24 protein-coding genes and 1 pseudogene are annotated in these 26161 nt (G+C 57.0%); 21 read left to right on the top strand and 4 right to left on the bottom strand.

All coding sequences use genetic code 11. The features are described from left to right. Nucleotides 1-3: 3 nt before the first annotated feature. Both dnaN and dnaA read right to left on the bottom strand, forming a co-directional pair. Nucleotides 4-1107 (bottom strand): DNA polymerase III subunit beta, encoded by a 1104-nt coding sequence (gene dnaN, locus HBO05_RS20205; protein ID WP_057439291.1) that lies wholly within the window; start codon nt 1105-1107, stop codon nt 4-6. 39 nt (nt 1108-1146) lie between these two features. After that, a complete protein-coding gene (gene dnaA, locus HBO05_RS20200) occupies nt 1147-2667 on the bottom strand; it encodes a chromosomal replication initiator protein DnaA (protein ID WP_169954065.1) in 1521 nt (506 codons plus the stop codon). Between the two features lie 585 nt (nt 2668-3252). Between dnaA and rpmH the strand changes: the two genes are divergently transcribed. The 21 genes and pseudogenes from rpmH (at nt 3253) to glmS (ending at nt 23543) form a co-directional block, all read left to right on the top strand. Beyond that, nucleotides 3253-3387 (top strand): 50S ribosomal protein L34, encoded by a 135-nt coding sequence (gene rpmH, locus HBO05_RS20195; RefSeq protein WP_003213577.1) that lies wholly within the window; start codon nt 3253-3255, stop codon nt 3385-3387. Nucleotides 3388-3403: 16 nt separating this feature from the next. Beyond that, nucleotides 3404-3808, top strand: coding sequence for a ribonuclease P protein component (gene rnpA / locus HBO05_RS20190; protein WP_308936377.1), 405 nt, complete (start codon nt 3404-3406; stop codon nt 3806-3808). Further along, nucleotides 3801-4046, top strand: a complete 246-nt coding sequence (yidD, locus tag HBO05_RS20185; protein WP_010465488.1) for a membrane protein insertion efficiency factor YidD — start codon at nt 3801-3803, stop codon at nt 4044-4046. The genes rnpA and yidD overlap by 8 nt, the downstream gene beginning before the upstream one ends. Nucleotides 4047-4048: 2 nt before the next feature. Continuing rightward, nucleotides 4049-5731 carry a membrane protein insertase YidC gene (yidC, locus tag HBO05_RS20180; RefSeq protein ID WP_172313841.1) on the top strand — a complete coding sequence of 561 codons (1683 nt, stop codon included), beginning with the start codon at nt 4049-4051 and terminating at the stop codon, nt 5729-5731. 79 nt (nt 5732-5810) lie between these two features. Then, nucleotides 5811-7181 carry a tRNA uridine-5-carboxymethylaminomethyl(34) synthesis GTPase MnmE gene (gene mnmE, locus HBO05_RS20175; protein ID WP_172313839.1) on the top strand — a complete coding sequence of 457 codons (1371 nt, stop codon included), beginning with the start codon at nt 5811-5813 and terminating at the stop codon, nt 7179-7181. A 551-nt stretch (nt 7182-7732) separates the two neighbouring features. Beyond that, nucleotides 7733-9626 (top strand): annotated as a pseudogene (mnmG, locus tag HBO05_RS20170) (tRNA uridine-5-carboxymethylaminomethyl(34) synthesis enzyme MnmG). Beyond that, complete coding sequence (gene rsmG, locus HBO05_RS29055; RefSeq protein WP_169902059.1) at nt 9623-10267, top strand: 16S rRNA (guanine(527)-N(7))-methyltransferase RsmG; 645 nt, start codon at nt 9623-9625, stop codon at nt 10265-10267. The pseudogene mnmG and the gene rsmG overlap by 4 nt, the downstream one beginning before the upstream one ends. Nucleotides 10268-10285: 18 nt before the next feature. Beyond that, nucleotides 10286-11083 carry a ParA family protein gene (locus HBO05_RS20165; RefSeq protein ID WP_005792605.1) on the top strand — a complete coding sequence of 266 codons (798 nt, stop codon included), beginning with the start codon at nt 10286-10288 and terminating at the stop codon, nt 11081-11083. A 9-nt stretch (nt 11084-11092) separates the two neighbouring features. Continuing rightward, complete coding sequence (locus HBO05_RS20160) at nt 11093-11965, top strand: ParB/RepB/Spo0J family partition protein (RefSeq protein WP_032857179.1); 873 nt, start codon at nt 11093-11095, stop codon at nt 11963-11965. A gap of 148 nt (nt 11966-12113) precedes the next feature. Beyond that, nucleotides 12114-12521, top strand: a complete 408-nt coding sequence (locus HBO05_RS20155) for a F0F1 ATP synthase subunit I (protein ID WP_010565865.1) — start codon at nt 12114-12116, stop codon at nt 12519-12521. A gap of 16 nt (nt 12522-12537) precedes the next feature. Beyond that, the gene (gene atpB, locus HBO05_RS20150; RefSeq protein WP_029290172.1) at nt 12538-13407 is read left to right on the top strand and encodes a F0F1 ATP synthase subunit A; all 870 of its coding nucleotides are present in this window, start codon (nt 12538-12540) and stop codon (nt 13405-13407) included. A 133-nt stretch (nt 13408-13540) separates the two neighbouring features. Next, nucleotides 13541-13798 (top strand): F0F1 ATP synthase subunit C, encoded by a 258-nt coding sequence (gene atpE, locus HBO05_RS20145; RefSeq protein WP_002555987.1) that lies wholly within the window; start codon nt 13541-13543, stop codon nt 13796-13798. A gap of 56 nt (nt 13799-13854) precedes the next feature. Further along, nucleotides 13855-14325, top strand: a complete 471-nt coding sequence (locus tag HBO05_RS20140) for a F0F1 ATP synthase subunit B (RefSeq protein WP_008439543.1) — start codon at nt 13855-13857, stop codon at nt 14323-14325. Nucleotides 14326-14337: 12 nt separating this feature from the next. Continuing rightward, nucleotides 14338-14874 (top strand): F0F1 ATP synthase subunit delta, encoded by a 537-nt coding sequence (locus HBO05_RS20135; RefSeq protein WP_057439298.1) that lies wholly within the window; start codon nt 14338-14340, stop codon nt 14872-14874. A gap of 21 nt (nt 14875-14895) precedes the next feature. After that, nucleotides 14896-16440 carry a F0F1 ATP synthase subunit alpha gene (gene atpA / locus HBO05_RS20130; RefSeq protein ID WP_029290137.1) on the top strand — a complete coding sequence of 515 codons (1545 nt, stop codon included), beginning with the start codon at nt 14896-14898 and terminating at the stop codon, nt 16438-16440. 50 nt (nt 16441-16490) lie between these two features. Continuing rightward, nucleotides 16491-17351, top strand: a complete 861-nt coding sequence (gene atpG / locus HBO05_RS20125; RefSeq protein ID WP_057439299.1) for a F0F1 ATP synthase subunit gamma — start codon at nt 16491-16493, stop codon at nt 17349-17351. Nucleotides 17352-17378: 27 nt separating this feature from the next. Further along, a complete protein-coding gene (gene atpD, locus HBO05_RS20120) occupies nt 17379-18755 on the top strand; it encodes a F0F1 ATP synthase subunit beta (protein WP_015886645.1) in 1377 nt (458 codons plus the stop codon). Nucleotides 18756-18799: 44 nt separating this feature from the next. Beyond that, entirely contained in the window at nt 18800-19216 is a 417-nt protein-coding gene (locus tag HBO05_RS20115) for a F0F1 ATP synthase subunit epsilon (protein ID WP_057439300.1), read from the top strand. A gap of 123 nt (nt 19217-19339) precedes the next feature. Further along, entirely contained in the window at nt 19340-20707 is a 1368-nt protein-coding gene (glmU, locus tag HBO05_RS20110) for a bifunctional UDP-N-acetylglucosamine diphosphorylase/glucosamine-1-phosphate N-acetyltransferase GlmU (protein WP_169954061.1), read from the top strand. Nucleotides 20708-20932: 225 nt separating this feature from the next. Then, nucleotides 20933-21700 carry a DeoR family transcriptional regulator gene (locus tag HBO05_RS20105; protein ID WP_029290123.1) on the top strand — a complete coding sequence of 256 codons (768 nt, stop codon included), beginning with the start codon at nt 20933-20935 and terminating at the stop codon, nt 21698-21700. A gap of 10 nt (nt 21701-21710) precedes the next feature. Continuing rightward, nucleotides 21711-23543, top strand: coding sequence for a glutamine--fructose-6-phosphate transaminase (isomerizing) (gene glmS, locus HBO05_RS20100; RefSeq protein ID WP_057439302.1), 1833 nt, complete (start codon nt 21711-21713; stop codon nt 23541-23543). Nucleotides 23544-23926: 383 nt separating this feature from the next. Here the strand turns inward: glmS and HBO05_RS20095 are convergent, their stop codons facing one another. Then, on the bottom strand, nt 23927-24892 hold the full coding sequence (locus tag HBO05_RS20095) for a DMT family transporter (RefSeq protein WP_262376956.1): 966 nt from the start codon (nt 24890-24892) through the stop codon (nt 23927-23929). After that, on the bottom strand, nt 24889-26097 hold the full coding sequence (locus tag HBO05_RS20090) for a tetratricopeptide repeat protein (protein ID WP_172313835.1): 1209 nt from the start codon (nt 26095-26097) through the stop codon (nt 24889-24891). The genes HBO05_RS20095 and HBO05_RS20090 overlap by 4 nt, the downstream gene beginning before the upstream one ends. Nucleotides 26098-26161: the final 64 nt, after the last annotated feature.

The following is a 26161-nucleotide window of genomic DNA, read 5'->3' as shown; positions in this document are numbered from 1 at the left end:
TGATTACAGGCGCATCGGCATAACAACATAAGCCGAGTCGTCGTTATCGGATTCTTGCACCAGGGCGCTGCTGTTGGAGTCCGACAGGATCAGACGCACTTGCTCGGTGGTCATCACACCCAGCACGTCCAGCAGGTAGCTCACGTTGAAGCCGATTTCCAGGGATCCACCGTTGTAGTCGACGCCTACTTCTTCTTCCGCTTCTTCCTGTTCCGGGTTGTTGGCCTGGATTTTCAGCTGGCCGTTGGCCAATTGCAGGCGAATACCACGGTACTTCTCGTTGGACAGGATCGCGGTACGGCTGAACGCTTCACGTAGCGCCTGGCGATCACCGATCACCAGCTTGTCGCCGCCTTTGGGCAGCACGCGCTCGTAGTCCGGGAATTTGCCGTCTACCAGCTTGGAGGTGAAGGTGAACTCGCCGGTGGTAGCACGGATGTGATGCTGACCTAGGACGATGCTGACGTTACCGTCCGGCTCGGTGAGCAGGCGCGCCAGTTCAAGGATACCTTTGCGCGGCACGATGACCTGGTGGCGGTCCGGCTGACCGATATCGGCCTTCATCGAGCACATTGCCAGACGGTGACCGTCGGTGGCCACGGCACGGATGATGCCTTCGGAGACTTCCAGCAGCATGCCGTTGAGGTAGTAACGCACGTCCTGCTGGGCCATGGCGAAGCTGGTGCGCTCGATCAAACGGCGCAGGCGGCTTTGCTCCAGGCTGCAAGTCAGCGAACCGGGGCCTTCTTCCACCGTAGGGAAATCGTTGGCCGGCAGGGTCGACAAGGTGAAACGACTGCGCCCGGCCTTGACCACCAACTTCTGCTCATCAACCTTGATGTCGATCAGCGCATCGTTGGGCAGGCTTTTGCAGATATCCATCAGCTTGCGCGCAGGCACGGTGATCTCACCGGGCTCGGCGGGTTCTTCCAGCTGTACGCGACCAACCAGTTCGACTTCCAGGTCGGTACCGGTCAACGACAACTGCTGGCCTTCGACAACCAACAATACGTTGGAAAGTACCGGCAAGGTCTGTCGGCGCTCGACGACGCCTGCGACCAGTTGCAGGGGTTTCAACAGGGCTTCGCGTTGAATGGTGAAATGCATGGTCTAGTCCCTTGCCTTAATAAGCTGCGCTGGTGTTCATCAAGTTGTCAGTGTACGCAGCAGGTTCTTGTAGTCCTCGCGAATATCCGCGTCGGATTCCTTAAGTTCATTGATCTTGCGGCACGCGTGCAAGACCGTGGTGTGGTCGCGACCACCAAACACATCGCCAATTTCCGGCAGGCTGTGGTTGGTCAGCTCCTTGGAGAGCGCCATGGCCACCTGACGGGGACGCGCTACCGAGCGCGAGCGGCGCTTGGACAGCAGGTCGGAAATCTTGATCTTGTAGTACTCGGCCACGGTGCGTTGAATGTTATCCACACTGACCAGCTTGTCTTGCAGCGCCAACAGGTCCTTCAGGGATTCGCGAATCAGCTCGATAGTGATGTCGCGGCCCATGAAGTGCGAGTGAGCGATAACGCGCTTGAGCGCACCTTCGAGCTCACGCACGTTGGAGCGAATACGCTGGGCAATGAAGAATGCCGCATCGTGAGGCAGATCGACTTTCGCCTGGTCGGCTTTCTTCATCAGGATCGCGACCCGGGTTTCCAGTTCCGGCGGCTCTACCGCAACGGTCAGGCCCCAGCCGAAGCGCGATTTGAGGCGCTCTTCCAGGCCTTCGATTTCCTTCGGGTAACGGTCGCTGGTGAGGATGACCTGCTGGCCGCCTTCAAGCAGGGCGTTGAACGTGTGGAAAAACTCTTCCTGGGAACGTTCCTTGCGCGCGAAGAATTGAATGTCATCAATCAGCAGCGCATCGACGGAGCGATAGAAGCGCTTGAATTCGTTGATCGCATTGAGTTGCAACGCCTTGACCATGTCGGCCACGAAGCGCTCCGAGTGCAGGTACACGACCTTGGCATTCGGATTCTTCTTTAATAGGTGGTTACCCACAGCGTGCATCAAGTGCGTCTTACCCAAGCCAACGCCGCCGTAAAGGAAGAGCGGGTTGTAACCGTGCTTGGGATTGTCGGCCACCTGCCAGGCGGCGGCGCGGGCCAACTGGTTGGATTTACCTTCGACGAAGTTTTCAAAGGTAAAGGTGCGGTTCAGGTAACTGGTGTGCTTGAGCGCACCTTCGACCTGGACCGTGCGCTGCTCCGCGCGCACCGGGGCCTGCTGCGAACTGGCTCCTGCCATGGGGTCGAAGCTGTCGCGGGACGGCTCTTCGCTCACTGGCGCATTTTTTTGCGCCACGGATTTGCTCGGGGCTGGCGCAGCGGTGGCTGGTGCGTGGTTAACCGGGGCTGCCGCAGCCTGGGCGTGCGAGGCAGCCGCGGCCAGCGGCGCATTCGGCGCGGCACGCGGCGCGGAGCTGCGTTTGCTGCCTATTAATAAGGAGAGCGCTGGAGCCATCCCATTGCCATGTTCGTCGAACAATTCGAGAACGCGGCTTAGGTACTTCTCGTTGACCCAGTCGAGAACAAAACGATTGGGTGCGTAGACACGCAACTCGTCGCCTTCGGCTTCGACCTGTAGTGGACGGATCCAGGTGTTGAATTGCTGGGCAGGCAGCTCATCGCGCAAAAGCTCCACGCACTGCTGCCAAAGTTCCACTGACACGGATATCCCCTAAGTTGAAAGCCGGTGAGGCAAAAACAGCCGCCATTGTAGCGGCGAGCGGCCCACTTATCCACATGTAGGTTGCTCACAGGCCGCCAAGAATCAATGCCTTAACCGTAAAAAAGGCGACAAATGGTCTGTGCATAAGCTCTGTGGATAAGCGCCCCTAAGCTCGTTGTACAAGTGGGGTCGAAAGTCTGTGGGTAACTGGTCTGTGGATAAGTAGCCATTCCACACACAGCTTATCCGATAGCGCAGCACAGGCAGAGCACCGTTTCTCCCCCGTGTTGTCATTCTCTGTACAGCACGTGGAATATGGCCTCAAGGCAGTTATCCACAGAAGATCGCGTGCCTAGCTTTTATAAGCTTTACAGAAAAGCTTTAAATAACTTCCTTCTTTATTTTTATATCTATGGCATTGCTCGTCAAAGTCGAACCGCCCGGAATCGGTCTCGATGCCCTCAGATATCTAATTGAAGGAATAGCTGGTTGGAAATTGACCTAGAGGCTTGCTTTCTCTAGAATCCCCGGTCTCTTAAAACGGGGGCCATTCCGGCCCGTTGTGGACGAACCAGGTAACACGCCATGAAACGTACTTTCCAACCAAGCACCATCAAACGCGCCCGTACCCACGGTTTCCGTGCTCGCATGGCTACCAAGAACGGCCGTGCTGTCCTGTCGCGTCGCCGCGCCAAAGGTCGTGCGCGTCTGGCAGTTTGATAATCCGGTACTGGTGGTGAGTCAGGACTTCAGTCGGGAAAAGCGTCTGCTAACCCCCCGGCACTTCAAGGCAGTCTTTGACTCCCCCACCGGCAAGGTTCCGGGGAAAAATCTCCTGCTCCTTGCGCGTAACAACGATCTGGATCACCCCCGTCTCGGGTTGGTGATCGGCAAGAAGAGCGTAAAGCTCTCCGTTGAGCGCAATCGCCTCAAGCGTCTGATGCGCGAATCGTTTCGCCTCCACCAGGAGACTCTGGTTGGTTGGGATATTGTTATCGTCGCGCGCAAAGGCTTGGGGGACGTAGAAAACCCCGAATTGATTCAGCATTTCGGCAAGCTCTGGAAACGTTTGGCTCGCACCAGCAAGCCGACCCCAGCAGTCAGCCCCGAAACTGTAGGGGTAGACAGCACTGATGCGTAAACTGGCCCTCGTTCCGATCCAGTTTTACCGTTATGCCATTAGTCCGCTGATGGCCAGCCACTGTCGTTTCTACCCCAGTTGTTCCTGCTACGCGTATGAAGCCATAGAAAATCATGGCCTTCTGCGCGGTGGCTGGCTGACCTTTCGTCGTTTAGGTCGCTGTCATCCGTGGAATCCCGGTGGTTATGACCCGGTTCCGCCTATCCCTACCTCCCGTTCTTCTTCGATGGCCGAGTAATCATGGATATTAAACGCACGATCCTGATCGTCGCCCTGGCAATCGTGTCCTACGTTATGGTTCTGAAATGGAACCAGGACTATGGCCAGGCTGCCCTGCCGACTCAGAATGTTGCTACCAATCAGTCTGCTCCTGCTATTGCAGATGCACCGTTGGGTAACAATGCTTCCGCCAGTGCCGATGTACCCAGCGCGAATGCCGATACCAGCACCCCTGTAGATAACGCGGTCATCACCAATAAAGACCTCATCCACGTCAAGACGGATGTGTTGGACCTGGCGATCGATCCACAGGGCGGCGATATCGCCCAGCTGAAATTGCCACTGTACCCACGTCGCCAAGACCATCCGGATGTTCCATTCCAGTTGTTCGATAACGGTGGCGAGCGTGTTTATCTGGCACAAAGCGGCCTGACTGGCACTGATGGCCCTGATGCTCGTGCTACCGGTCGTCCGGTTTATTCGACCGAACAGAAGACTTATCAACTGGCTGATGGCCAAAACCAGTTGAACGTCGACCTGAAATTCAGTCACGACGGCGTCAATTACATCAAGCGCTTCAGCTTCACGCGCGGTTTGTACGATCTGAAAGTCACCTACCTGATCGATAACACCAGCGAAAAGACCTGGACTGGCAACCTGTTTGCCCAGCTCAAGCGTGATGGCAGTTCCGATCCATCTTCCAGCACTGCCACCGGCACCGCGACTTACCTGGGCGCCGCCCTGTGGACAAGTAACGAGCCGTACAAGAAAGTGTCGATGAAAGACATCGACAAGGGCGCGCTGAAAGAAACGGTCCAAGGTGGTTGGGTAGCCTGGCTGCAACACTACTTTGTAACCGCGTGGATCCCGAATAAGGGCGAAGCCAACCTGGTCCAGACCCGCAAGGACAACCAGGGTAACTACATCATTGGTTTCACTGGCCCGGCGTTGACCGTTGCACCAGGAGCCAAGGCTGAAACCAGCGCCACCCTGTATGCCGGCCCGAAAAGCCAGGCGGTACTCAAGGAGTTATCCCCAGGTCTGGAACTGACTGTGGATTACGGCATCCTGTGGTTCATTGCCCAGCCGATCTTCTGGTTGCTGCAACATATCCACAGCATCGTCGGTAACTGGGGCTGGTCGATCATCTTCCTGACCATGCTGATCAAAGGGATTTTCTTCCCTCTGTCGGCCGCCAGCTACAAGTCGATGGCCCGTATGCGCGCCGTTGCGCCGAAACTGGCTGCACTCAAAGAGCAACATGGCGATGACCGGCAGAAAATGTCGCAAGCCATGATGGAGCTGTACAAGAAAGAGAAGATCAACCCGCTGGGTGGATGCTTGCCGATTCTGGTACAGATGCCGGTGTTCCTGTCGCTGTACTGGGTACTCCTGGAAAGCGTGGAAATGCGCCAGGCGCCGTTCATGCTGTGGATAACTGACCTGTCGATCAAAGACCCGTTCTTTATCCTGCCGATCATCATGGGCGCAACCATGTTCATCCAGCAGCGTCTGAACCCGACGCCTCCGGATCCGATGCAGGCCAAGGTAATGAAAATGATGCCAATCATCTTCACCTTCTTCTTCCTGTGGTTCCCGGCTGGTCTGGTTCTGTACTGGGTGGTCAACAACGTGTTGTCGATCTCTCAACAGTGGTACATCACACGTAAGATCGAAGCGGCTGCCAAAAAAGCCGAGGCGTAACTTACTCTGTGGATAACCACTCAAGACGCCCCCTCGTGGGGCGTTTTGCATTCTGTCACTTTTGTCTGGGAAACCGCTGATGAGCGCTCCTCGTGAAACCATCGCTGCCGTCGCCACCGCTCAAGGCCGGGGCGGTGTCGGCATCGTTCGTATTTCCGGGCCACTTGCTGGCATTGCCGCCCAAGCGATCAGCGGCCGTGAGCTCAAGCCTCGGTATGCGCATTACGGGCCTTTTTTCGGCGAGGATCTTGAGGTACTGGATGAGGGCCTGGCCCTGTATTTCCCGGGCCCAAACTCTTTCACCGGTGAGGATGTGCTGGAACTGCAAGGCCATGGCGGGCCTATCGTCCTCGACATGCTGCTACAGCGCTGCCTGCAGTTGGGCTGCCGTCTGGCGCGGCCTGGTGAGTTCAGCGAGCGTGCGTTTCTCAACGACAAGCTCGACCTGGCCCAGGCCGAGGCGATTGCCGACCTGATCGAGGCCAGTTCTGCACAGGCGGCGCGCAATGCCTTGCGCTCGTTGCAGGGGGCATTTTCCCTGCGTGTGCATAACCTCACCGAGCAATTGATCAGTTTGCGCATCTATGTCGAGGCCGCGATTGATTTCCCGGAAGAAGAAATCGACTTTCTTGCCGATGGCCATGTCCTGGCCATGCTCGATAAGGTACGAGACGAGTTATCCACAGTTTTGAAGGAAGCCGGGCAGGGCGCATTGCTGCGCGATGGCATGACGGTGGTGATTGCCGGCCGGCCCAACGCCGGCAAGTCCAGCTTGCTCAACGCCCTGGCGGGGCGTGAAGCGGCGATTGTCACCGAAATTGCCGGCACCACCCGGGATATCCTGCGCGAACATATCCACATTGATGGCATGCCGCTGCACGTGGTCGATACCGCCGGTTTGCGTGACACCGATGACCAGGTGGAAAAAATCGGCGTGCAACGGGCGCTCAAGGCCATCGGGGAAGCCGATCGGGTGTTGCTGGTGGTGGATGCCACCGCGCCAGAGGCCGTGGATCCTTTTGCCCTGTGGCCGGAGTTCCTTGAGCAACGGCCGGACCCGGCCAAGGTCACGCTGATTCGCAACAAGGCAGACCTCACGGGTGAGGCGATTGCCCTGGAGGTCAGCGACGATGGCCATGTCACCATCAGCCTCAGCGCCAAGTCTGCCGGCGATGGCCTGGAACTGCTGCGCGATCATCTCAAGGCCTGCATGGGCTATGAACAGACTTCGGAAAGCAGCTTCAGTGCGCGTCGCCGCCACCTTGAGGCGTTGCGCCATGCCAGTGCCGCCCTTGAGCATGGCCGGACGCAGTTGACCCTGGCAGGTGCTGGGGAGCTTCTGGCTGAGGATTTGCGCCAGGCACAGCAGCTTCTGGGGGAGATTACCGGGGCATTCAGTTCCGATGACCTGCTCGGCAGGATCTTTTCCAGTTTCTGCATCGGTAAATAACCCTTCGTAGTTCACAGACAGGCCATTGGTGCCTGTCTGTTTTGTCCGTTTCAGGACACCCCTGAGTATTTTCTGACAATAACCTCGCCCCGAGGTGGCCTTGCCGTGGACGGAATTTGCCGCGGCTGATGCTTTTCTGTGGATTAAGCCCTGTGAATAACCGCCCCTGTGCCCAGTTGATAACAGGGCTTGAAACCTGAGTAAAACCCCCTCTGTGGATAACCACCTGTTTAATCCACAGGCTTAAAGCACTTATCCAAGGGCCTCATTGGCACCTAACCACAGACTTTTGAATCTCTGTACAGTACGTAAATAAAGGGCTATAGAGATCTATCCACAGAAAGTAGGCTCAGTAGAAATAAACATAAAAACAAAGATTTAATAGATTTCTCTCTTTTAATTTCTATTGTCTGTGATTCATCCACAGCTGGTTAAATTTTGTGCAAAGGGTTCTTTAGGAACGGCTAAGTCCCTATACTTGCCGCCATAGCTCTAAAACTCTTTCAACAAACAATTCCTGATTACCTACATAAGCAGGCACGAGGTGCGTGGTGGATTTCCCTTCCCGTTTTGGAGTGATCGTCATCGGCGGCGGTCATGCCGGTACCGAGGCAGCACTGGCGTCAGCCCGCATGGGGGTCAAAACCCTGTTGCTGACGCACAACGTGGAAACCCTCGGTGCCATGAGTTGCAACCCCGCCATTGGTGGGATCGGCAAAAGCCATCTGGTCAAGGAAATCGACGCCCTTGGCGGTGTGATGGCCATGGCTACCGACAAGGGTGGTATTCAATTTCGCGTGCTCAACAGCCGCAAAGGCCCGGCGGTGCGTGCTACTCGGGCACAAGCCGACCGCATCCTGTACAAGGCCGCGGTGCGCGAAACCCTGGAAAACCAGGCCAACCTGTGGATATTTCAACAGGCCGCAGATGACCTGATCGTCGAACAGGACCAGGTGCGCGGTGTTGTTACGCAAATGGGCCTGCGTTTCTTCGCAGAATCCGTGGTGTTGACCACTGGTACCTTCCTCGGTGGACTTATCCACATCGGGATGCAGAACTATTCCGGCGGCCGCGCCGGCGATCCGCCGTCCATCGCCCTGGCTCATCGCCTGCGCGAACTGCCACTGCGTGTCGGTCGCCTGAAAACCGGGACCCCGCCGCGTATCGACGGGCGTTCTGTGGATTTCTCGGTGATGACCGAACAGGCCGGGGATACGCCGATTCCGGTGATGTCGTTCATGGGTTCCAAGGAGCAGCACCCCAAGCAGGTGAGCTGCTGGATTACCCACACCAACGCGCGCACTCACGAAATCATCGCTGCCAACCTTGATCGTTCGCCGATGTACTCGGGCGTGATCGAAGGCATCGGCCCGCGTTATTGCCCATCGATCGAGGACAAGATCCACCGCTTTGCCGACAAGGAAAGCCACCAGGTCTTCATCGAGCCGGAAGGTTTGACTACCCACGAGCTGTACCCGAACGGAATTTCCACTTCCCTGCCGTTCGACGTGCAAATCCAGATCGTGCAGTCGATTCGCGGCATGGAAAACGCCCACATCGTGCGCCCCGGCTACGCCATCGAGTACGACTACTTCGATCCGCGGGACTTGAAATACAGCCTGGAAACCAAAGTGATCGGCGGCCTGTTCTTCGCTGGGCAAATCAACGGCACCACCGGTTACGAAGAGGCCGGCGCCCAGGGTTTGCTGGCCGGGACCAACGCCGCATTGCGCGCCCAGGGCAAAGACAGCTGGTGCCCGCGTCGCGATGAAGCGTACATCGGGGTGTTGGTCGACGACCTGATTACCCTGGGTACCCAGGAACCGTACCGGATGTTCACTTCCCGGGCCGAATATCGCCTGATCCTGCGCGAAGACAACGCCGACCTGCGCCTGACCGAAAAAGGTCGCGAGCTGGGCCTGGTCGATGACGCGCGTTGGGCAGCGTTCTGCAAAAAACGCGAAAGCATCGAACTGGAAGAGCAGCGCCTGAAAAGTACCTGGGTCCGCCCGGGCACCGAGCAGGGCGATGCCATTGCCGAAAAATTCGGCACGCCGCTGACTCACGAGTACAACCTGTTGAACCTGCTGTCCCGCCCGGAAATCGACTACGCTGGTCTAGTCTCGGTAACCGGCGGCGGTGCAGAAGATCCACAGGTGGCCGAACAGGTCGAAATCAAGACCAAATACGCCGGTTACATTGACCGCCAGCAGGACGAGATCGCCCGGCTGCGCGCCAGTGAAGACACCAAGCTGCCTGTGGATATCGATTACACCGGGATTTCCGGGTTGTCCAAAGAGATTCAAAGCAAGCTGGGGATAACTCGTCCCGAGACGTTGGGCCAGGCTTCCCGTATCCCGGGCGTCACCCCGGCAGCCATTTCGCTGTTGATGATTCATTTGAAAAAAACGCGGCGCGGGCCGTCAGTTGGAGCAAAGCGCTTGAGTTCGTTGGTCACCTCGCAACACGCCGAAGAGTTATCCACAGGTGCACGCCAGTTGGGTGTGGACCTGACCGCAGCCCAGCACGAGTTGCTGTTGGGCTACCTGGCCCTGTTGATCAAGTGGAACAAGGCCTACAACCTCACTGCGGTGCGCGATCCGGACGAAATGGTTTCGCGGCATCTGCTCGACAGCTTGAGCGTGATGCCCTTCATCGAAAACGGCCGCTGGCTGGACGTTGGCAGTGGCGGTGGCATGCCTGGCATCCCGTTGGCGATCCTGTTTCCCGAGTCGCAAGTGACTTGCCTGGACAGCAACGGCAAGAAAACCCGCTTCCTGACCCAGGTCAAACTCGAACTCAAGCTGGACAACCTGCAAGTTATCCACAGCCGGGTCGAAGCCTTCACGCCTGAACTGCCTTTCAATGGAATTGTTTCCAGGGCCTTCAGCAGCATGGAGAACTTCAGCAACTGGACCCGCCACCTGGGCGACCTGAACACCCGTTGGCTGGCAATGAAGGGCGTTCATCCAAGCGACGAGCTGTTAGCATTGCCGGCAGACTTCCACCTCGATAGCGAACACGCCTTGGCCGTACCCGGTTGCCAAGGCCAACGCCATCTGCTGATACTGCGCCGCACGGCATGATTGGGAACACAAGCAAGAATGGCTAAGGTATTCGCGATAGCGAACCAGAAAGGTGGCGTGGGCAAAACCACCACCTGCATCAACCTCGCAGCATCCCTGGTCGCTACCAAGCGTCGGGTGCTGTTGATCGATCTCGATCCACAGGGCAACGCCACCATGGGTAGCGGTGTGGATAAACACGGCCTGGAAAACTCGGTCTACGACTTGCTGATAGGCGAGTGCGACCTGGCCCAGGCTATGCACTACTCCGAACACGGCGGTTATCAACTGCTGCCGGCCAACCGCGACCTGACCGCGGCGGAAGTGGTGCTGCTGGAAATGCAGATGAAAGAAAGCCGTCTGCGCAGCGCCCTGGCGCCGATCCGCGAGAATTACGACTACATTTTGATCGACTGCCCGCCGTCGCTGTCGATGCTGACGCTCAACGCGTTGGTCGCCGCCGATGGGGTGATCATCCCCATGCAGTGCGAGTACTTCGCCCTCGAGGGCTTGAGCGACCTTGTGGATAACATCAAGCGTATCGCCGAGTTGCTCAACCCGAACCTGAAGGTCGAAGGCCTGCTGCGGACCATGTATGACCCGCGCCTGAGCCTGATGAACGATGTGTCGGCGCAGCTCAAGGAACACTTTGGCGACCAGCTCTACGACACAGTGATCCCGCGTAACATCCGCCTGGCCGAAGCGCCAAGCTATGGCATGCCCGCGCTGGCGTACGACAAGTCATCGCGTGGTGCCATTGCCTACCTGGCGCTGGCCGGCGAGATGGTTCGTCGCCAACGTCGCAACTCACGCACCGCTGCAGCCCAGCCAACTTAAGGAATCCCCATGGCCGTCAAGAAACGAGGTCTCGGACGTGGACTGGATGCACTGCTGAGTGGTCCGACTGTTACTTCGCTGGAAGAGCAAGCGGTGCAGGCCGACTCCCGTGAACTGCAACACCTGCCCCTGGACCTGATCCAGCGTGGCAAGTACCAGCCGCGCCGGGACATGGACCCGCAGGCGCTGGAGGAGTTGGCGAACTCGATCAAGGCGCAGGGCGTGATGCAGCCGATTGTCGTGCGCCCCATTGGCGGCGGTCGGTTTGAAATCATCGCCGGTGAACGCCGCTGGCGCGCCAGCCAGCAGGCCGGCCAGGAAACCATCCCGGCGATGGTGCGTGATGTGCCAGATGAAACGGCCATTGCCATGGCGCTGATCGAGAATATCCAGCGTGAAGACCTCAATCCCATCGAGGAAGCCATTGCCCTGCAGCGTCTGCAGCAGGAATTCAAGCTGACCCAGCAGGAAGTGGCCGATGCGGTGGGCAAATCCCGTGTCACGGTTTCCAACCTGTTGCGCCTGATTGCGCTTCCGGAAGTGATCAAGACCATGCTGTCCCACGGCGACCTGGAAATGGGTCATGCCCGTGCTTTGCTCGGTTTGCCGGAAAATCAACAGGTTGAAGGGGCGCGACACGTTGTCGCACGAGGTCTCACCGTTCGTCAGACCGAGGCCTTGGTTCGCCAGTGGCTCAGTGGTAAACCTGCACCGGTCGAGACGGTCAAAACTGATCCGGATATTGCGCGCCTTGAGCAGCGCCTGGCCGAGCGGCTGGGCTCTGCGGTGCAAATTCGCCACGGTAAGAAGGGCAAAGGGCAATTGGTTATCGGATATAACTCCCTCGATGAGCTTCAGGGCGTTCTTTCCCACATCCGCTGAAACATTTGCTTATGTAGCGTGCAGTCGGAAATCACTACCCGGCAGTTGAATAGGGGCAGAACCGCCCCTATACTCTGCGCGCATTTTGTCGGCACAAATTATGCCAAGTTATTGATTTCCGGCAGCCGACCATTGAGGAGCAAGAGTGATGGAAACCCGCACGCCAAACACGTTGCCGTTCCATCGCTTGGCCGTTTTTCCGGTTTTATTGGCCCAATTTGTCATTTTGCTGATCGCCGCATTGGCGCTTTGGTATTGGCATGGGGTCGTAGCCGGATACTCAGGACTCTGCGGAGGCCTGATAGCCTTGCTGCCCAATATGTATTTTGCTCACAGGGCCTTTCGGTTTTCCGGCGCCCGGGCAGCCCAGGCTATCGTCCGGTCCTTTTATGCCGGCGAGGCAGGGAAACTGATTTTGACGGCAGTGCTGTTTGCACTGACCTTTGCAGGTGTGAAGCCATTGGCGCCGCTAGCTGTATTCGGCGTCTTCGTGTTGACCCAACTGGTCAGCTGGTTCGCTCCCCTGCTAATGAAAACAAGACTTTCGAAACCTTAGGGCGTTTGAGGCAACCATGGCAGAAACAACCGCTTCGGGCTATATCCAGCACCACTTGCAGAACCTGACCTTCGGTCAGCTTCCCAACGGCGGCTGGGGCTTTGCCCACTCCGCAGCAGAAGCCAAAGAAATGGGCTTCTGGGCTTTCCACCTGGATACTCTGGGCTGGTCGGTCGCATTGGGTCTGATCTTCGTCCTGATTTTCCGCATGGCGGCAAAGAAGGCGACTTCCGGTCAGCCAGGTGCTTTGCAGAACTTCGTTGAAGTATTGGTCGAATTCGTCGATGGCAGCGTGAAAGACAGCTTCCATGGCCGTAGCCCGGTGATTGCACCGCTGGCACTGACCATCTTCGTCTGGGTGTTCCTGATGAACGCCGTCGACCTGATCCCGGTGGACTGGATCCCGCAAGTGGCCATGTGGATCAGCGGCGACCCGCACATCCCATTCCGCGCGGTATCGACCACTGACCCGAACGCTACCTTGGGCATGGCCCTGTCGGTGTTCGCGTTGATCATTTTCTACAGCATCAAGATCAAGGGCATCGGCGGCTTCATCGGCGAACTGACCCTGCACCCGTTCGGCAGCAAGAACATCTTCGTTCAAGCCCTGCTGATCCCGGTGAACTTCCTGCTGGAATTCGTCACCCTGATCGCCAAGCCGATTTCCCTGGCCCTGCGACTGTTCGGCAACATGTATGCCGGCGAGCTGGTGTTCATCCTGATCGCTGTGATGTTCGGCAGCGGCCTGCTCTGGCTTAGCGGCCTGGGCATTGTTCTGCAGTGGGCGTGGGCTGTGTTCCACATCCTGATCATCACCCTGCAGGCGTTTATCTTCATGATGCTGACCATCGTCTACCTGTCGATGGCGCACGAAGAGAACCATTAAGACCAGTCTCGACTAGTCTGATGTCCTTCCCGGTGAAACGGGAAGGTGGCCCCAAAGGGCTATGAAACGATTTGTTTTACCGCTTTAAAATCTAAAAAACCTAAACCATACGACGTAAAAGTCGGGAGGAAAGATGGAAACTGTAGTTGGTCTAACCGCTATCGCTGTTGCACTGTTGATCGGCCTGGGCGCCCTGGGTACTGCCATTGGTTTCGGCCTGTTGGGCGGCAAGTTCCTGGAAGGCGCAGCGCGTCAGCCAGAAATGGTTCCAATGCTGCAAGTTAAAATGTTCATCGTTGCCGGCCTGCTCGACGCCGTGACCATGATCGGTGTTGGTATCGCTCTGTTCTTCACCTTCGCGAACCCCTTCGTTGGTCAACTCGCCGGTTAATCACTCGTTTTTTCGAGTGATTGGTGTGTTGTGCAACGAACGAGCGAGGTATTGGCGTGAACATTAATGCAACCATTATTGGTCAGTCCTTAGCGTTCTTGATTTTTGTTGTTTTCTGCATGAAGTTCGTATGGCCTCCGGTCATCGCGGCTTTGCACGAACGTCAGAAGAAGATCGCGGATGGACTGGACGCTGCCGCACGAGCAGCTCGCGACCTGGAGTTGGCCCAAGATAAAGCGGGTCAGCAACTGCGCGAAGCGAAGGCTCAGGCAGCTGAAATCATTGAGCAAGCCAAGAAACGCGGTAACCAGATTGTTGAAGAGGCTGTTGAAAAAGCCCGTATCGACGCTGACCGTGTGAAGGTTCAGGCTCAGGCCGAGATCGAACAGGAACTGAATGGTGTCAAAGATGCGCTGCGTGCCCAACTGGGTGCTCTGGCCGTCGGCGGTGCTGAGAAGATCCTGGGTGCCACAATCGATCAAAACGCGCACGCGGAGCTGGTAAACAAACTGGCTGCTGAAATTTAAGCGAGGGCGATCATGGCAGAATTGACCACGTTGGCCCGACCTTACGCTAAGGCAGCCTTCGAGCACGCCCAGGCCCACCAGCAGCTGGCCTCTTGGTCAGCCATGCTCGGCCTGGCTGCAGCAGTGTCGCAAGACGACACCATGCAGCGCGTGCTCAAGGCCCCGCGACTGACGAGCGCAGACAAGGCCGCCACGTTTATTGACGTGTGCGGCGACAAGTTTGATGTGAAAGTGCAGAACTTCATCCACGTCGTTGCCGAAAACGACCGTCTCCCGCTTTTGCCGGAGATTGCCGCTCTGTTCGACCTGTACAAGGCCGAGCAAGAGAAGTCGGTAGACGTTGAAGTGACCAGTGCTTTTGCATTGAACCAAGAACAGCAAGACAAACTCGCCAAGGTTCTCAGTGCACGACTCGACCGGGAAGTGCGCCTGCAAGTTGCGGAAGACCCATCCCTTATTGGGGGTGTTGTCATTCGCGCCGGCGACCTGGTTATCGATGGCTCGATTCGCGGCAAACTCGCGAATCTTGCCGAAGCATTGAAATCTTGAGTTTGAAGGGGCAGCAGAGCAATGCAGCAACTCAATCCTTCCGAAATAAGTGAAATTATCAAGGGCCGCATCGACAAGCTCGATGTGACCTCCCAAGCCCGTAACGAAGGCACTGTCGTCAGCGTATCTGACGGCATCGTGCGGATTCACGGTCTGGCCGACGTAATGTACGGCGAGATGATCGAGTTTCCGGGCGGCGTCTACGGTATGGCCCTCAACCTGGAGCAAGACTCCGTAGGTGCCGTTGTATTGGGCGCGTACACCAGTCTGGCTGAAGGCATGAGCGCCAAGTGCACAGGCCGCATCCTGGAAGTTCCGGTTGGTAAGGAACTGCTGGGTCGCGTTGTCGACGCACTGGGTAACCCTGTTGACGGTAAAGGTCCACTGGGCAACACCGAGACCGACGCGGTCGAGAAAGTTGCTCCAGGCGTGATCTGGCGTAAGTCGGTAGACCAGCCTGTACAGACTGGCTACAAGGCTGTCGATGCCATGATCCCAGTCGGCCGTGGCCAGCGTGAGCTGATCATCGGTGACCGTCAGATCGGTAAGACCGCTCTGGCGATCGACGCGATCATCAACCAGAAAGACAGCGGCATTTTCTGCGTCTACGTAGCGATCGGTCAGAAACAATCGACCATCGCCAACGTGGTTCGCAAGCTGGAAGAAAACGGCGCCCTGGCCAACACGATCATCGTGGCTGCCAGTGCTTCGGAATCTCCTGCGCTGCAATTCCTGGCACCGTACTCCGGTTGCACCATGGGTGAATTCTTCCGCGACCGCGGTGAAGACGCGCTGATCGTTTATGACGATCTGTCCAAGCAAGCAGTGGCTTACCGCCAGATTTCCCTGCTGCTGCGCCGTCCACCAGGCCGTGAAGCCTACCCAGGCGACGTGTTCTATCTCCACTCCCGTCTGCTGGAGCGCGCATCCCGCGTTTCCGAAGAGTACGTAGAGAAGTTCACCAACGGCGCAGTGACCGGCAAAACCGGTTCCCTGACCGCACTGCCGATCATCGAAACCCAGGCTGGCGACGTTTCCGCGTTCGTTCCGACCAACGTGATTTCCATCACCGACGGTCAGATCTTCCTGGAATCGGCCATGTTCAACTCCGGGATCCGTCCTGCTGTGAACGCCGGTGTTTCGGTATCCCGTGTGGGTGGTGCCGCTCAGACCAAGATCATCAAGAAGCTCTCCGGTGGTATCCGTACCGCTCTGGCTCAGTACCGTGAACTGGCGGCATTCGCCCAGTTCGCTTCTGACCTGGACGAAGCGACCCGTAAGCAACTTGAGCATGGTCAGCGCGTTACCGAGCTGATGAAGCAGAAGCAATACGCGCCAATGTCGATCGCTGACATGTCGCTGTCGCTGTATGCCGCTGAGCGTGGGTTCCTGACTGACGTCGAAATCGCCAAGGTCGGCAGCTTTGAACAAGCGCTGATTGCTTACTTCAACCGAGATCATGCCGATTTGATGGCCAAGATCAACGTGAAGGGTGACTTCAATGACGAAATCGACGCTGGCCTGAAGGCTGGTATCGAGAAGTTCAAGGCCACCCAAACCTGGTAAGCCGCAGCGGGAGCCGCAAGGCTCCCGCTTGCTAACCTGATAGGTGTTACATGGCAGGCGCAAAAGAGATTCGCAGTAAGATTGCGAGCATCAAAAGCACGCAAAAAATTACCAGCGCCATGGAGAAAGTGGCGGTCAGCAAAATGCGCAAGGCACAAATGCGCATGTCGGCTAGCCGTCCTTATGCGGAGCGTATCCGCCAGGTAATTGGGCATCTGGCCAACGCCAACCCGGAATACCGCCACCCGTTCATGATCGAGCGCGCCGTCAAGCGTGCAGGTTATGTGGTAGTGAGCAGTGACCGTGGTTTGTGCGGTGGTTTGAATACCAACCTGTTCAAGGCCCTGGTCAAGGACATGGCGGTAAACCGCGAAAACGGCGTCGAGATTGATCTGTGTGTTGTTGGTAGCAAGGGTGCGGCCTTTTTCCGCAACTTCGGCGGTAACGTCGTTGCAGCTATCAGCCACCTGGGTGAAGAGCCGTCGATCAATGACTTGATCGGCAGTGTGAAGGTGATGCTGGATGCGTACCTGGAAGGCCGGATTGACCGCCTGTCCGTGGTATCCAACAAGTTCATCAACACCATGACCCAGCAGCCGACCGTGGAGCAATTGATTCCACTGGTGGCGACCCCGGATCAGGAACTCAAGCACCACTGGGACTACCTCTACGAACCAGACGCCAAAGAGCTGCTTGACGGCTTGATGGTGCGCTACGTGGAGTCGCAGGTGTACCAGGCGGTGGTCGAGAACAACGCAGCTGAACAAGCGGCGCGGATGATCGCGATGAAAAACGCTACCGACAACGCCGGTGATCTGATCAGCGATTTGCAGCTGATCTACAACAAGGCGCGTCAGGCTGCGATCACCCAAGAGATCTCGGAAATCGTCGGCGGCGCTGCCGCGGTTTAACGGTTCAAATATTCAGAGGATCCAGCTATGAGTAGCGGACGTATCGTTCAAATCATCGGCGCCGTTATCGACGTGGAATTCCCACGCGACAGCGTACCGAGCATCTACAACGCGCTGAAAGTACAAGGCGCGGAAACTACTCTGGAAGTTCAGCAGCAGCTGGGCGACGGCGTAGTTCGTACCATTGCGATGGGTTCCACCGAAGGCTTGAAGCGCGGTCTGGACGTTGTCGACACTGGCGCTGCCATCTCCGTACCGGTCGGTAAAGCGACCCTGGGCCGGATCATGGACGTACTGGGCAACCCGATTGACGAAGCTGGCCCGATCGATACTGAAGAGCGTTGGGGCATTCACCGTCCAGCACCTTCGTTCGCCGAGCAAGCTGGCGGCAACGACCTGCTGGAAACCGGCATCAAGGTTATCGACCTGGTCTGCCCGTTCGCCAAAGGCGGTAAAGTGGGTCTGTTCGGTGGTGCCGGTGTAGGCAAGACCGTAAACATGATGGAACTGATCCGTAACATCGCCATCGAGCACAGCGGTTATTCCGTGTTCGCCGGTGTGGGTGAGCGTACTCGTGAGGGTAACGACTTCTACCACGAGATGAAGGACTCCAACGTTCTGGACAAAGTGGCACTGGTCTACGGTCAGATGAACGAGCCGCCGGGTAACCGTCTGCGCGTAGCACTGACTGGCCTGACCATGGCCGAGAAGTTCCGTGACGAAGGTAACGACGTTCTGCTGTTCGTCGACAACATCTACCGTTACACCCTGGCCGGTACCGAAGTATCCGCACTGCTGGGCCGTATGCCTTCGGCAGTAGGTTACCAGCCGACCCTGGCTGAAGAGATGGGCGTTCTGCAAGAACGTATCACTTCGACCAAGGAAGGTTCGATCACTTCGATCCAAGCGGTATACGTACCTGCGGATGACTTGACCGACCCGTCGCCTGCGACCACCTTCGCCCACTTGGACGCCACCGTCGTACTGTCCCGTGACATCGCTTCCCTGGGTATCTACCCAGCGGTCGATCCACTGGACTCGACTTCGCGCCAGCTGGACCCGAACGTGATCGGCCAGGAGCACTACGACACCGCTCGCGGCGTTCAGTACGTGCTGCAGCGCTACAAAGAGCTGAAGGACATCATTGCGATCCTGGGTATGGACGAGCTGTCGGAAACCGACAAGCAGTTGGTATCCCGCGCTCGTAAGATCCAGCGCTTCTTGTCGCAGCCGTTCTTCGTGGCTGAAGTCTTCACCGGTGCCTCGGGTAAATACGTTTCCCTGAAAGACACCATTGCTGGCTTCAAAGGCATCCTCAACGGTGACTACGACCACCTGCCAGAACAAGCGTTCTACATGGTCGGCGGCATCGAAGAAGCGATCGAGAAAGCCAAGAAACTGTAATCCAGGCGCCCGGCAACGGGCGCTCATCAGGTTGAGGCAATCAGATGGCTATGACAGTCCATTGCGATATCGTCAGCGCGGAAGGGGAAATCTTCTCCGGTCTGGTAGAGATGGTAATTGCACACGGCGAGTTGGGTGACCTGGGTATTGCCTTGGGCCACGCACCGCTGATCACCAGCTTGAAGCCCGGTCCGATTACTCTGACCAAGCAGGGCGGGGAAAAGGAGGTGTTCTACATCTCTGGCGGTTTCCTCGAAGTTCAGCCGAACATGGTCAAGGTTCTTGCCGACACCGTGCAACGTGCTGGCGACCTGGATGAAGCCTCCGCTCAGGAAGCCGTCAAGGCTGCCGAGAAGGCTCTGCACGAAAAAGGTGCAGACTTCGACTACAGCGCTGCTGCTGTACGTCTGGCCGAGGCTGCAGCCCAGCTGCGCACGCTCCAGCAGATCCGCAAGAAGTAAGCGGCCAAGCCGTCATGCTTCATGCGCGATTGATTAAAAAGGGTAGCCTCGGCTACCCTTTTTCTTTTTTTGCAAAACACTTCTTTGGTCTGAAGCCGGACCGCCCAGGATTGGTAGCCATTCATGTCTCTTGAAATCGTCATTCTCGCCGCTGGCCAGGGCACCCGCATGCGTTCAGCCCTGCCCAAGGTACTGCACCCGGTTGCGGGTAACTCCATGCTTGGCCATGTTATCCACAGCGCCCGGCAACTGGACCCACAACGTATCCACGTAGTGATTGGCCACGGTGCCGATGCGGTACGTGAGCGTCTGGCAGCCGATGACTTGAATTTCGTATTGCAGGACAAGCAACTGGGTACCGGTCATGCCACCGCGCAAGCCGTACCGTTCATCAAGGCCGACACCGTGCTGATCCTCTACGGTGATGTGCCGCTGATCGAAGTGGAAACCCTGCAGCGCCTGCTCAAGCACGTAGTGCCGGGCCAGATGGGCCTGCTCACCGTCGAACTGGACGACCCTACCGGTTATGGCCGCATCGTGCGTGATGCAGACGGCAACGTCGCCGCCATCGTCGAGCATAAAGATGCCAGCGAGGCACAACGGGCGATAACCGAAGGCAATACCGGGATTCTCGCGGTGCCGGCGGCTCACCTGGCAGACTGGATGAGTCGTTTGTCGAATAACAATGTCCAGGGCGAGTACTACCTCACCGACGTCATCGAGATGGCCGTCAGCGACGGCCTGCTGGTCGCCACCGAGCAGCCCCACGACCCAATGGAAGTGCAGGGCGCCAACGACCGCAAGCAACTGGCGGAACTGGAGCGTCACTACCAACTGCGCGAAGGCCGCCGCCTGATGGCGCAGGGCGTGACACTGCGTGACCCGGCGCGTTTCGATGTACGCGGTGAGGTGACCGTGGGCCGCGACGTGCTGATCGATATCAATGTGATCCTCGAAGGCCGCGTGATCATCGAAGACGATGTGGTAATTGGCCCCAATTGCGTGATCAAGGACAGCACCCTGCGCAAAGGCGTGGTGGTCAAGGCCAACAGCCACATCGACGGTGCCGTGATGGGTGAGGGCAGCGATGCGGGGCCGTTTGCGCGGTTGCGCCCGGGCAGCGTGCTGGGCGCCAGGGCCCATGTGGGTAACTTCGTTGAGCTGAAAAACGCACGGATGGGCGACGATGCGAAGGCGGGGCACCTGGCCTACCTCGGCGATGCAGTGATTGGGGCCCGCAGCAACATTGGCGCCGGCGCCATTACTTGCAATTACGATGGTGCCAACAAGTATCAGACGACGATCGGTGAAGACGTCTTTATTGGCTCCAACAATTCACTGATTGCGCCCGTCACCATTGGCGATGGTTCAAACACAGCGGCAGGCTCAACCATCAACCAGGATGTGGATAAGTCGCAATTGGCGGTGGCCCGCGCCCGCCAACGCAACATCGACGGCTGGAAACGCCCGGTCAAAATCAAAAAGACCTGAGTTATCCACAACCTTCAGCCACCACCCATCAATGTGGGAGCTGGCTTGCCTGCGATGGCGATATTTCAGTCACGTTTTCATCGACTGATACACCTCTATCGCAGGCAGCCAGCTCCTACATTTTTGATCTGGGCTTCAATAAAATTTCATTCTTCTGCTTGACGATCCTTCGTCAATAGGTTTTGATTGCCTTCGTTATCTTTCGAAACGAAACTTATCATCACCATGTCGAAACGAAATACACCACAACGACGCCACAACATCCTCACCTTGCTCAACGAGCAGGGCGAAGTGAGCGTGGATGAATTGGCTAAGCGTTTCGAAACCTCCGAAGTGACCATCCGCAAGGACCTCGCCGCGCTGGAAAGCAACGGCTTGCTGCTGCGTCGCTACGGTGGCGCCATCACCATGCCCCAGGAACTGGTGGGTGATCCTGCCCAACCGATTTCTGTGCATAAGCGCGCCATCGCCCGGGCGGCGGTCAAGCGCCTGCGTGAACATGCGCGGATCATCATCGACAGCGGCAGCACCACCGCCGCGATGATCCCCGAACTGGGCCATCAGCCAGGCCTTGTGGTGATGACCAACTCCCTGCATGTGGCCAGTGCCCTGAGTGAACTTGAGCATGAACCGGTACTGCTGATGACCGGCGGTACCTGGGACCCGCACTCGGACTCGTTCCAGGGACAGGTCGCCGAACAGGTGCTGCGTTCCTATGACTTCGACCAACTGTTTATAGGCGCTGACGGCATCGACCTGCAGCGCGGTACCACCACCTTCAATGAATTGCTGGGCTTGAGCCGAGTGATGGCCGAAGTCGCCCGTGAAGTTGTGGTGATGGTCGAATCCGACAAGATCGGCCGCAAGATTCCCAACCTGGAACTGCCCTGGAGCAGCGTCCATACCCTTATTACCGATGATCGCCTGCCGCTTGAGGCCCGCGACCAGATTCAAGCCCGCGGCATTACTCTGATTTGCGCGGCAGTCATCTAGGAGAGAAACCATGTGTGGAATTGTAGGCGCAGTCGCTGAACGAAACGTTACCGCCATTTTGCTCGAAGGCCTCAAGCGCCTGGAATACCGCGGCTATGACAGTGCCGGCGTGGCGGTCTTCAGCAACGCGGGCAAGCTCGAGCGCATGCGTCGCCCAGGCAAAGTCAGCGAACTGGAACAGGCCCTGGCCGGTGAGCCCCTGGCGGGCCGCCTGGGCATCGCCCACACCCGCTGGGCGACCCACGGGGCACCGTGCGAGCGCAATGCGCACCCGCACTTCTCCGGTGATATCGCGGTGGTGCACAACGGCATCATCGAAAACCACGAAGTGCTGCGTGAACAACTCAAGGGCCTGGGCTACGTCTTTACCTCGGACACCGACACCGAAGTCATCGCCCACCTGCTCAACCACAAGCTCAAGGACCACAGCGACCTGACCACCGCCCTCAAGGCCACGGTCAAGGAACTGCATGGCGCCTACGGCCTGGCGGTGATCAGCGCCAGCCAACCGGACCGTGTGGTTGCCGCCCGCAGTGGCAGCCCGCTGGTGATTGGCCTGGGCCTGGGGGAGAACTTCCTCGCTTCCGATCAGTTGGCCCTGCGTCAAGTCACCGACCGCTTCATGTACCTTGAAGAAGGCGATATCGCCGACATCCGCCGTGAAAGCGTGGCGATCTGGGATGTGGACGGCAACTCCGTCGAGCGTGAAGCGGTGCAATACCGCGACGGCGCCGAAGCTGCCGACAAGGGCGAGTTCCGCCACTTCATGCTCAAGGAAATCCACGAGCAACCGGCCGTGGTGCAACGCACCCTGGAAGGTCGCCTTGGCGACAAGCAAGTACTGGTAAACGCGTTCGGCCCGCAAGCCGCCGAGCTGTTCGCCAAAGTGCGCAATGTGCAGATCGTCGCCTGTGGCACCAGTTATCACGCCGGCATGGTCGCGCGTTACTGGCTTGAAGAACTGGCCGGCATCCCGTGCCAGGTCGAAGTAGCCAGCGAGTTCCGCTACCGCAAGGTGGTGGTGCAGCCCGACACCCTGTTCGTGACCATCTCCCAGTCCGGCGAGACCGCTGACACCCTGGCCGCCCTGCGCAATGCCAAAGAGCTGGGCTATCTGGCGAGCCTGGCGATCTGCAACGTCAGCATCAGCTCCCTGGTACGTGAGTCGGACCTGACCCTGCTGACCCAGGCCGGTCGCGAAATCGGCGTAGCCTCCACCAAGGCCTTCACCACCCAGTTGGTGGGCTTGCTGCTGCTGACCCTGTCCCTGGGCCAGGTGCGCGGCACATTGGCTGCGGGCGTGGAAGCCACCCTGGTAGAAGAACTGCGCCGCCTGCCGACCCGCCTGGGCGAAGCCCTGGCCATGGACAGCACCGTAGAGAAAGTCGCCGAGCTGTTTGCCGACAAGAACCACACCCTGTTCCTCGGCCGTGGCGCGCAGTACCCAGTGGCGATGGAAGGCTCCCTGAAACTCAAGGAAATCTCCTATATCCACGCCGAAGCCTACCCGGCCGGTGAACTCAAGCACGGCCCATTGGCCCTGGTGGACGATGACATGCCGGTGGTCACCGTGGCGCCGAACAATGAACTGCTGGAGAAGCTCAAGTCCAACTTGCAGGAAGTTCGCGCTCGTGGCGGCCAACTGATCGTGTTCGCCGACGAAAAGGCCGGCATGACCAACGGCGAAGGCACCCACGTCATCAACATGCCGCACATCCACGACACCCTGTCGCCGATTCTCTACACCATCCCGCTGCAATTGCTGTCGTACTACGTGGCGGTGCTCAAGGGCACGGACGTTGACCAGCCACGTAACTTGGCCAAGTCGGTGACGGTTGAGTAATGTTTAGCGGTAACGAGAAAGGGTGATCGTAAGCATTAGAGTCTGTCTCGCTTGGAGCCTCCGTGGGCTCCAAGCGACGATCTTCTCTCCCGCTTCTTTTGTGCCGAGTGCTCCACGTTGCGGCTCACCTTCCAGATTCAGATTTACAAAAAAATTCGCGGAGATTGGCAAGTCGTAAATTGCGGTTGATCGTGAATATCTTCATGTACAGCCTGGATATTATAGGCGTCATAGCAACTGTGCATGGGAGCTTCGCAGGTTTGCTAGATAGCCTGCGTAGAAAAGGTGGATTGGTCCGAAAAATAGATGATCTAAAACGTTGTTTAGTTTATGAGCCTCTGGCTGTTTCGATAATTAAAACGGTAAATAACTTACTCAGTCTATTATGGCGTACGCACGTTCTTCATCTCGCAGTTATATTGAGGGCGGGCTGGTCTATTGCAGATCATGATGCCCACTATAATCAGTGCGCCCCCCATAAATGTGGGAGCGCTGAGCTGCTCATCCAACAAAATAGCACCCAGTAACACCGCGGTCAGCGGATTGAGCGCGATGAACACTCCGGCACGTGTTGCGCCGATCTGCTCGATTCCCTTGTAGTACCAGATGTATGCCAGCGCTGAGCCTATGGCACCCAAGTACAGCAAGCTGGAAAAGTCGGCAAGGGTTAGAGCTCGTAGTGATGCCTGATTGAATTGACCAGTGACGATAGCGGTCGCCGTCAGCATCGCGGCCCCCGCGAAGATGGAGTAGGTCACCGTATGTAGGGCGCCGATTTCTTTGACTACCGACTTACCGAATACGCTGAAGGCGACCCAACTGAGTACGCAACCAAAGATCAAAAGGTCTCCGCGCCAGTCGCTTTTATCCACGATTAATGTGCCTGACGACTTATTGAGAATCACGACAGCCGCCCCTATCAGGCAAAGAAAAATGCCTGCGGTTTTCATTGCAGACATTTTTTCTCGGAAAAACACATAAGAGAAAAGAGCCATGACGGCGGGATTCAGGGCTACGATCAATGACGCGCGGGAGGCTGCTGTGTAATGTAGGCCATAAAAAAAACAGAGGTTATAAGTATAAATTCCGCAAAATCCCAATCCTACGATCTTGACTAGTTGCGACCGATCAAGCCGGACAAAGCTCTTTTTTAAAAAGAAACCTAGGAACAGTCCGAGTGTGATTCCGGCGAATATAAATCTGACACTGGCGGCTAATAGCGCGGGTGTGTCTGCGGATAGATACCGACCAGCGACAAAGGTACCTCCCCAGATCATTGCTACCAGAGAAAGTTTAAGATAGGTAAGGCTGTCTGAAGTAAGGACCAGTGGATGAGAATGGCTGGTCATGCAGGTGCCCTCTCTTCAACGATCGGTCGGGTCTTGAGTTCTATGTATTCGAGAGTCAGATCAAGGACTTCGCGTTGGGCACGGCTCCCTCCTAACAACGGCCACTGGTCTCGGCTGGTACGCAAGAGCGCCAGGCTTTCGTGATAACGCTTCAAGGTGAACAGTAGAATGCCTTTGAGCACGTCTAAGCCTGCTCGGTGCGCTTCGGGCTCGATGCCAAAGCCGTCGCTTTCGGCGATTTGCTTCTCGATGAGGAGAGTCTGATTGGTCGCAGAAAAGGCAAGCGCAGCATGGATTTTGTGAAAGTAAGAGGTTGATCCAGAGACGCTGCCGGTCCACAAAAGAGCGAGACGTTCCCAGATAGCGGCGAACTTGCTGTCTGTGGCTTTCAAACGCAGGCGCCAGAGAAAACCCACCGCATCCAGATCCTGCTTCGCGAAGGGGCTGTCCTTTAATTCATACAGTTCCTCGAACGCTTGGAGTGCCTGATCGACCTCGTTGCATCGCTCGTGGGCTATAGCCATGTGCCAATAGACGTGCATGCGCATGCCGCTATTTTCGATCCATTCAGGCTTGCAGTCGATCAGGAAACTCGAAAGTTCCTGCCAGCGGCCCATCTCATGCAATGCGTGGGCAGTAGCATGGATGCCGTAGATGTTATGGGGAATCAGCCTAACCGCCTCAAGGCCCAGTTCAAGGGCTTGTTGGAAGCGCTGGTCTTCACACAAAACAAAAGATTTTATTGCCAGGTAGTAGGAGTACAAGGCATGAGTGTGCGGTATGTGTGGTTCGCAAAACGAAAATTCTGCCGTTAATCTAGGCGTCTTACCAGTACAGAAGTCGAGCATGTGCACAAAAAAAATTGTGATGATGTCGGAGGGGTACGCTTTCAGGTGTTGCGTAAAGAGTGTACGTGCTCGCTCATATTCAAAGTTTACCCAAGCTATAAATGCCTTATGGATCAGTAACAACTCCGGGGGTAAGTTCGATCGTTGATGCATCCGATTGAGAAACAGTTTGAACTTGTAAAGTTCTTTCATCTCGCAACTCGTGATTGCATCGAACCCTAATAGAAGGTCTTTGTACAGTTCCTGAGTCTGGGTGACCGGCATCAGATGCTCGGGTATACCTCGCAGGGACAGGAATGGGCCGTTGATTTCAGGCCACAGTGCCGAAATCCCATCAGTCTTCCATTGGGCGACCATAAAACAATCCTTGGATATAAGTTGGCGAAAAGGGCTGGCCTATCTCGTTATGCCTGTTTCATCT

Source organism: Pseudomonas sp. WS 5079 (assembly GCF_012985465.1).
Taxonomy (GTDB): domain Bacteria; phylum Pseudomonadota; class Gammaproteobacteria; order Pseudomonadales; family Pseudomonadaceae; genus Aquipseudomonas.
The sequence above is the reverse complement of the archived record's forward strand: the minus strand, read 5'-3'. Positions and strand labels throughout refer to the sequence as shown.

Bases quoted from the DNA above. Each gene is read 5' to 3' on its own strand.
- HBO05_RS20115 (WP_057439300.1), top strand. From the start codon at position 18,800: ATGGCTATGACAGTCCATTGCGATATCGTCAGCGCGGAAGGGGAAATC.
- HBO05_RS20105 (WP_029290123.1), top strand. From the start codon at position 20,933: ATGTCGAAACGAAATACACCACAACGACGCCACAACATCCTCACCTTG.
- atpG (WP_057439299.1), top strand. From the start codon at position 16,491: ATGGCAGGCGCAAAAGAGATTCGCAGTAAGATTGCGAGCATCAAAAGC.
- atpB (WP_029290172.1), top strand. From the start codon at position 12,538: ATGGCAGAAACAACCGCTTCGGGCTATATCCAGCACCACTTGCAGAAC.
- atpE (WP_002555987.1), top strand. From the start codon at position 13,541: ATGGAAACTGTAGTTGGTCTAACCGCTATCGCTGTTGCACTGTTGATC.
- glmS (WP_057439302.1), top strand. From the start codon at position 21,711: ATGTGTGGAATTGTAGGCGCAGTCGCTGAACGAAACGTTACCGCCATT.
- HBO05_RS20090 (WP_172313835.1), bottom strand. From the start codon at position 26,097: ATGGTCGCCCAATGGAAGACTGATGGGATTTCGGCACTGTGGCCTGAA.
- glmU (WP_169954061.1), top strand. From the start codon at position 19,340: ATGTCTCTTGAAATCGTCATTCTCGCCGCTGGCCAGGGCACCCGCATG.
- HBO05_RS20165 (WP_005792605.1), top strand. From the start codon at position 10,286: ATGGCTAAGGTATTCGCGATAGCGAACCAGAAAGGTGGCGTGGGCAAA.
- yidD (WP_010465488.1), top strand. From the start codon at position 3,801: ATGCGTAAACTGGCCCTCGTTCCGATCCAGTTTTACCGTTATGCCATT.
- HBO05_RS20095 (WP_262376956.1), bottom strand. From the start codon at position 24,892: ATGACCAGCCATTCTCATCCACTGGTCCTTACTTCAGACAGCCTTACC.
- dnaN (WP_057439291.1), bottom strand. From the start codon at position 1,107: ATGCATTTCACCATTCAACGCGAAGCCCTGTTGAAACCCCTGCAACTG.
- atpD (WP_015886645.1), top strand. From the start codon at position 17,379: ATGAGTAGCGGACGTATCGTTCAAATCATCGGCGCCGTTATCGACGTG.
- atpA (WP_029290137.1), top strand. From the start codon at position 14,896: ATGCAGCAACTCAATCCTTCCGAAATAAGTGAAATTATCAAGGGCCGC.
- HBO05_RS20160 (WP_032857179.1), top strand. From the start codon at position 11,093: ATGGCCGTCAAGAAACGAGGTCTCGGACGTGGACTGGATGCACTGCTG.
- mnmE (WP_172313839.1), top strand. From the start codon at position 5,811: ATGAGCGCTCCTCGTGAAACCATCGCTGCCGTCGCCACCGCTCAAGGC.
- rpmH (WP_003213577.1), top strand. From the start codon at position 3,253: ATGAAACGTACTTTCCAACCAAGCACCATCAAACGCGCCCGTACCCAC.
- yidC (WP_172313841.1), top strand. From the start codon at position 4,049: ATGGATATTAAACGCACGATCCTGATCGTCGCCCTGGCAATCGTGTCC.
- HBO05_RS20155 (WP_010565865.1), top strand. From the start codon at position 12,114: ATGGAAACCCGCACGCCAAACACGTTGCCGTTCCATCGCTTGGCCGTT.
- HBO05_RS20135 (WP_057439298.1), top strand. From the start codon at position 14,338: ATGGCAGAATTGACCACGTTGGCCCGACCTTACGCTAAGGCAGCCTTC.